The 6,935-nt window shown below is 43.2% G+C and carries 7 protein-coding genes; 3 read left to right on the forward strand and 4 right to left on the reverse strand.

Annotated elements, in window-relative coordinates:
* Nucleotides 1–16: 16 nt before the first annotated feature.
* The 4 genes from HC643_RS28605 to HC643_RS28620 form a co-directional block, all read right to left on the reverse strand.
* On the reverse strand, nt 17–559 hold the full coding sequence (locus HC643_RS28605) for a hypothetical protein (protein ID WP_050046764.1): 543 nt from the start codon (nt 557–559) through the stop codon (nt 17–19).
* Nucleotides 560–662: 103 nt separating this feature from the next.
* The gene (locus tag HC643_RS28610) at nt 663–1,124 is read right to left on the reverse strand and encodes a DUF4079 domain-containing protein (RefSeq protein WP_050046912.1); all 462 of its coding nucleotides are present in this window, start codon (nt 1,122–1,124) and stop codon (nt 663–665) included.
* 127 nt (nt 1,125–1,251) lie between these two features.
* Nucleotides 1,252–1,647, reverse strand: coding sequence for a DUF1830 domain-containing protein (locus tag HC643_RS28615; RefSeq protein ID WP_038079280.1), 396 nt, complete (start codon nt 1,645–1,647; stop codon nt 1,252–1,254).
* A 770-nt stretch (nt 1,648–2,417) separates the two neighbouring features.
* The gene (locus HC643_RS28620) at nt 2,418–2,678 is read right to left on the reverse strand and encodes a hypothetical protein (protein ID WP_167844770.1); all 261 of its coding nucleotides are present in this window, start codon (nt 2,676–2,678) and stop codon (nt 2,418–2,420) included.
* On the opposite strand from HC643_RS28620, the gene HC643_RS28625 reads away from it, so the two are divergent.
* The 3 genes from HC643_RS28625 to HC643_RS28635 all read left to right on the forward strand — a co-directional run bounded on the left by HC643_RS28625 (nt 2,668) and on the right by HC643_RS28635 (nt 6,769).
* Nucleotides 2,668–4,260, forward strand: a complete 1,593-nt coding sequence (locus HC643_RS28625; RefSeq protein ID WP_038079366.1) for a photosystem II high light acclimation radical SAM protein — start codon at nt 2,668–2,670, stop codon at nt 4,258–4,260. The two genes, HC643_RS28620 and HC643_RS28625, sit on opposite strands and share 11 nt — an antisense overlap.
* 97 nt (nt 4,261–4,357) lie before the next feature.
* Nucleotides 4,358–5,770, forward strand: coding sequence for a DICT sensory domain-containing protein (locus HC643_RS28630; RefSeq protein WP_038079278.1), 1,413 nt, complete (start codon nt 4,358–4,360; stop codon nt 5,768–5,770).
* A 174-nt stretch (nt 5,771–5,944) separates the two neighbouring features.
* The gene (locus HC643_RS28635) at nt 5,945–6,769 is read left to right on the forward strand and encodes an RnfABCDGE type electron transport complex subunit D (RefSeq protein WP_038079272.1); all 825 of its coding nucleotides are present in this window, start codon (nt 5,945–5,947) and stop codon (nt 6,767–6,769) included.
* Nucleotides 6,770–6,935 lie beyond the last annotated feature (166 nt).

The following is a 6,935-nucleotide window of genomic DNA, read 5'->3' on the forward strand; positions in this document are numbered from 1 at the left end:
TCGAACTCACGTTATTTTAAGTGACTCCAGCAACAGCTGTTGCGATCGTCCAGACATCGACTAATAACAGCAGAAATGTAAATCCTAATAAAATCACATACATCCAAGGTTGAGCTAAAGGATATACATCTGCTGTGTCTATCCCTGTTTTTTCTTGAACAATTTGAACTAAACGAGCAAACCCCACGATCCGCATTGGTAGTAAGTACGCTTTACCATCCTGAGAGAGAAAATAGTAAACTAGCCCGCCTTGTCCTGTGGTACGGGGTTTTAAGCTTTTAATTTCTACCCAAGGTAAAGACCATCCCTTGCGAAAAAAACGCGGTACCCATTTAGGATAAGTAACCTGAATTTCTCGGTCATCCACAATCACGCGTTCACTTAATGCTGCGTATAAGGCTATCAACCCAATAGCAATACCTACCCACAGAAGTGTTGGTGGTACGGGCGCTTGTGTAACTTGCGCTAAGAAAGGCAATGGTGTAGTCAGTGCTACATATAAAGATAAAAGAGTAATTCTAATTAAGGGCGAGAGACGAAAAGTAGAGGATGATTCCATTTTTGAACTTGGGTTGGTTAGTTTAACACGCCTAATCCCACACTAGCTAAAAACGATCGCTTTCGTAATCTGGTTCCAAAAAACCATCCAAGACCAACATTGACTAAGGCAAATACTTTTGTACGACACTCCATCCTGTCAGCGACACCCAGATAAAAGCAAATAACAGAACGATGTTGGTTCCGACATGGACGCGCTTAGCCCAAGGACGTGTGGAATGAACCAGCAAAGCACTTCCTGCAGAAACTAAAACAAGTAAAACAACGATCGCGCCTGCATAAAGATGTGAAGAATGACCTAAAGAACCGAAGTGACCGAGAGTCCCAATAATGCCAATCAGCAACAGCAGCAAAACTAAACTTACCATACAACTGCCGATAAGCAAGTGAAGAGCGCGTATATCCGTATTGTCTGTAGAACCCTGAAAGAAAAAAGGAAGACGTTCCGATGTTCTGCTAAAAAACATCCAAACTCCCGTAAATGCTAGCACCACGTAAGCCAGCAACGACAAGCCCATCGACCATGCTGCTATTTTCCACAACCAGACAAAAGAAGGTAGATCCATATTTAATGGGGAAAAAGGGGACAAGGGAGACAAGGAGGACAAAGGAGAATTTTTATAACAATACCCAAAATCCAAAATAAAAGGGCTGCTGAGTACAGCAACCCTCAAACTAAGCAAATTTGTTTTCTTAATCAACAGATACTAAACCAGTGACATTTAAAGATTTTATAGAATCTCCGGTTTTTGTATGAATGGCTTGAACAATTGGTTTTTTATGAAAAGGATCTATTTCTGACTGAGAGGTTGTTGCTAACTCGTAATTGCTAGCTTCATTAACGACAAGGCGATTGCACGGAATTCTATCCGATAAAATTGCACTTGCCATCATACCCGTGTGAATCTCTAGGTGAGCTTCTCTAGGTGCTTCAAACACTAACCGTTGTCCGGGAAAAACAACCCTTTCAAAGTACCAATTAGGAATGTTTGATATGCGTGCCACTTGTATTTTACTTGTGGCATTCACGTAGCAGCAGAAAAGTGTAGCCGATTGCTCGGGTGGTAGAGGATCTAGTATTTGAGCCATAACTGCTGAGGAGCTTTATTTACGCCACTATTTTATATTACATCAGATAAAGCTAACACCGATCGATCCCCACATGCTGTAACTGCGACTACCATATGAACTTTTACACACGATCTCTATCTTAAGGTATGCCAGAGATATGAAAATTTTGTAAAAATTTATGCCTTTTACGCAATTACACATTACACGCAAGCAAATACGCTCTCCGTACCTCTTAAAAATTAAATATAGCTATACTGCCATTGTCTGTTTTGCAGCTGAACTCTATAAGTAACCACTGTGGATCGTAGTATTTCTTAAATGAACCAGAATGGTATTGTAAAGATATGAAAATATTTTTTTCATATCTTCTATCTCTAAAGGATATGTATCCAATAATCAGTAACCCGTAATTGGCGATCGCTCACCTGTTACCGGAGATCGTTAAATCCCCAGACTTATAAAGTAGGAAATTTGAATAATGAATCGATTGATTTTTTCCCTAAATTTATTTAGGAGGTACAGCAGTTCTAAATCATTCCTAAAAAATTGAAACTGCTATAGGTAGGACTAAAGCCAACCACGTGTCCTATTTTGTGGGCTAAAGCCCTACCTACTTAGATTTCATACCTCAAACAGGGTTCCTGGAGTTCCAAAATTTCACCATAAAGTTTGAAAACCATTCTTAACTCCCCTCCAAGCCCCTATAAAAACAAAACCATTAAACAAGTTGAGAAGAGAAGTGAAAATGTCAAGTAAAATTAGAGAGAGGACACAAAACATAACAAAACTCATATAAAAGCAGTTATTGCCAGTACACGAGGTGCGAAAATAAGGCAACCATGAGTAACAGACAAAAAGCTTGTATTGTATGCTTTTGCGCCTTCTGCCACGCAACTTGCTGTAGCTAGTGAAACCACGCACGGCGATCGCTCGTGGGGCAAATCCCCAAGATCGCGTTGCCTCACCACTGCAGTGACTCCTCTAACGAGAGTAGTTCTGCGTTTTTGTACTAGTGCTGTCTCTCCGAACAAAGGCAAAATGGAAGTCAAGACACCTGTGATGGAAAACCGAATTCTTTACGTCCGCCTTCCTTGTAACCCTATCTTTCCTATTGGGGTTGTCTATCTTTCAGACCACGTCCACAAGCTGTTCCCCAGCGTCGGGCAGAGGATTTTTGATTTAGGAACAGTACCACCCATCGATTATGCCACTGCCCTAGATCGCTGTATTGATGAATTTAAGCCAACACTGCTCGTATTTTCTTGGAGAGATATCCAAATTTATGCTCCTGTTGGTGGGCGTGGGGGTAACCCATTGCAGTATTCCTTTGAGTTCTTTTATTCAAAGAATCCCTTTGTAAAATTACATGGGGCAATAGGCAGCTTGCGGATGCTTGTCAGTTATTACACAGAACTATGGCGTAACTTAGATCTCATCAAACGCGGATTAAAACGTGCCCGACAGTACAATAAAGATACACGTCTGGTGGTTGGTGGTGGTGCAGTCAGTGTATTTTACGAACAGCTGAAAACAAGCCTGCCCGAGGGAACTATTGTTTCTGTAGGGGAGGGCGAAACTCTACTTGCAAAACTTTTAAGTGGTAGAGATTTTCAAGATGAACGTTGTTATGTAGTAGGAGAGACACAACCACGCCCGCGTCTGATCCACGAACAACCTACTCCATTAGAGAAAACGGCTTGTAACTATGATTATATAGAAAGTATTTGGCCGGAGTTCAGTTACTATCTCGAAGAAGCTGACTTTTACATCGGTGTACAAACCAAACGGGGTTGCCCCCACAATTGCTGCTATTGTGTTTACACTGTTGTTGAAGGAAAACAGGTTCGCATCAATCCATCTGATGAAGTGGTGGCGGAGATGCGCCAACTTTACAATCGCGGTATACGGAACTTTTGGTTTACGGATGCTCAATTTATTCCAGCTAGAAAATTTATCGATGATGCTGAGGAACTTCTACAGAAAATCATTGATTCTGGCATGACGGATATTCATTGGGCAGCTTACATCCGCGCTGACAACTTGACACCCAAAATGTCTGAGTTGATGGTGAAAACTGGAATGAACTACTTTGAAATTGGTATTACCAGTGGCTCTCAGGAACTAGTTCGCAAAATGCGAATGGGGTACAACTTGCGAACGGTTCTACAGAATTGCCGGGACTTAAAAGCAGCAGGATTCAACGACTTAGTTTCCGTCAACTACTCCTTTAACGTTATTGATGAACGTCCGGAAACGATTCGCCAAACCATCGCTTACCATCGGGAACTCGAAAGGATTTTTGGTGCTGATAAAGTCGAACCTGCTATCTTTTTTATTGGGCTGCAACCTCACACTCATTTAGAAGAGTATGGTTTTAAAGAGGGAATCATTCAACCCGGCTGGAATCCCATGAGCCTTATGCCATGGAACTTCAGAAAACTTCTGTGGAATCCCGAACCTCTTGGTTCCTTCTTTGGTAAGGTTTGTTTGGAAGCATGGCAACGCAATCCAAATGATTTTGGACGGGAAGTCATGAAAATCCTAGAAGAAAAGTTCGGCTGTGCCGATCTAGAAGAAGCGCTTTCCGCACCCGTTGAGAGTAAAGACAAACAACTCGTTGGTGTCGCTTAGATTACGAGGAAGGGGTGATGGGGTAAAATTGCCCCCACTCCCCCACTCCCAACTTCCCACTCTCCCACCCCCTCTGCGATTCATCCTATAAAATCCCATGTTACAAGGCTCAATTTTACAAAAACTAGAAACAGCTCATCGATACAGTACTAGACCAATCCAATTCGGTGTTTACTACAAGAATACTTTAGTCTCGTTGTGCCATGCCTTAGAAGACCATATTCTCAAAGACGAGGGTAAGCCGCTAGTCATCACAGCCTTTCAACAGGGGAAGTGGTATTTACAAGAAGCAGAAAGATACGCAGATATAGCCAAAAAAGCCAGTCATATTACCATTATGGCAGCTGCTGATAGCGTATTCGCCGAACACGCTACCAGCCAGTTACCTAACATTAGTTTGGTGCCATTAGATACAACAGATCCAGTCGCTCAAGAATGGCATCTCATTATCATGTCGCCCGGATACACGGCAATGGTTATTTGTCAAGAGTTGATGGAAGCTGATTATGGTCCTAACGAGCAACCTGCATCAGATATAGAACGAAAATTCTACGGTTTGTGGACGTTCGAGCCTGAATTGGTACGGGAGACGGTAGAATTGGCGATCGCTCACGTTGAACAATACAATTCAGAATTAGCGACAAAACTCAAGTCATACACGCAAACCATTCAGCCCACTTTTGCCACATTAGAAAACTTAAGTGAAGTCACTGCCCGTGTTGTAGATTATCTCCAAACGGGTCAATTCAACCTACCAGAATACACGGCAACCCGGCATCAAGCATTAGATCGCAATTTAGTATCCAACGAAATCCAAGCCTTCTTGCGGATGGCACAAATTCTTGATGCATCAGATATCAAAAACCCAAAGGCAGCATCAGAAGTTGTGGCACTTGCGGAAACAATGGGACAACTTCTCGATCTTCCTGCATGGCAAATCAAACGCCTGCGGCTTGCCGGTTGGCTGCATCGTATAGACCCATTACAAAAAGCAGAAAGTGTTCTGCCTCCAGGGACTTATACTGGATACCAACAAGATGCCCCCAGTTGTCCCCTGACTTGTCCCCTTGTACCCGGTACGCAAGTCTTGCGAAGAATGCCAAGATTGAGAGCGATCGCACAAATTATTACACATCAAACCGAGTGGTGGGATGGAACAGGAGAACCTGCTGGATTGGTAGGAGATGAAATTCCTCTGGAATCAAGAATCCTATCACTAGTTGCCGATTTTCAATGGCGGGTGAACAAGAAAAGAAGCACTCAAGTTAACCGAGAAGAAATCTTTGTGCAAGCGCTAGAAGAATGTAGAACGCTCCAATCGCACCGCTTCGATCCTAAACTTGTAGAAACCTTAACTTTACTAGTGATGGGTTTGCAACAAGGACTTGACTTACCACAGGTGCTACCAAAAGTGAGCAGTGGTATGTGGTTGTTAGACAGCAAACTAACGGTAACCAGCAATCAGTTAAGAGTAACTAGTGACCCGCGATCGCGCTCCGACAGCCTGTAGAGGCTTGCTGTTTCAAGCATCTTCACTCTCATTCCCAGGCAAAACCTGGGAATGACCGCATGAAGGCTCTGTCTCACGACTCTGTAACAAATTCTGTAACATTGGCACCATTTCACTAAATTTCAGTTTATATCTAGAACAGCCATCTAAGAGAAATCCCGGTTATAGCGGGTAATGCTGTTTAAAGATATACGCGATTATCAAATTCTTTTTCTCACCTTGTTCTTAATTCTTGGAATTGGAGCAAGAGACTGGACATTACAACCTCAGTTAATTCTAGTAGCAATCGTCACTTGTATATCCATACAATGGCTGTTGTCATCGATTGTTAATCATTTGTCAATAGTTCGGGACAAAGAACAAACCATAAGTCTTCGCAGTGCTGTCATTACTTCCCTCGGGCTTAGCCTGTTGTTAAGGGCTGACCATTGGACAACAATGGCTTTCGCTGCAGCAAGCGCTATTGCTAGCAAATTTGTTTTTAAAGTTGACGGCAAACATTTCTTTAACCCCGCTAACTTTGGTATCATCTCTGCCTTAGCATTAACTCCTGATGCATGGGTTTCGCCAGGACAGTGGGGGGAAGACTGGTGGTATGGGCTGCTATTTGCTGGAACCGGAGGCATGATTCTCAAGCGAGTTGGACGTTGGGATACGACAACAGCTTTTCTAGGTACCTACGCTGGGTTAGAAGCGATTCGCAATATTTGGCTGGGCTGGACTTGGGATGTTTTTTTGCACCGACTCACGAGCGGCTCGTTGCTTCTTTTTGCCCTGTTTATGATAACAGACCCTCGCTCAATTCCCAATGCAAAAACCGGGCGCATAATTTGGGCTGTGTGTATTGCGTTATTGACTTTTCTTCTCAGGAATTACTTCTACATTTCTACAGCAGTTTTTTGGGCATTATTTGCAATTGCTCCACTGACTATCCTAACAGACATATTGTGGTCAGCACCGCGTTTTTCTTGGTTGATGGAAAGAAAAGTTAATGGCTAATTGCTAATTGCTAATTGCTAATGGCTAATTGCTAATGGCTAATTGCTAATGGTGAGACCAGCCCTGTAGGCGGGTTTCCCGCCGTAGGGGACTGGTGAGACCAGCCCTGTAGGCGGGTTTCCCGCCGTAGGGGACTGGTGAGACCAGCCCTGCAGGCGGGTTTTCC

Source organism: Tolypothrix bouteillei VB521301, from assembly GCF_000760695.4.
In the GTDB taxonomy this organism is placed as follows: Bacteria; Cyanobacteriota; Cyanobacteriia; order Cyanobacteriales; family Nostocaceae; genus Scytonema; species Scytonema bouteillei_A.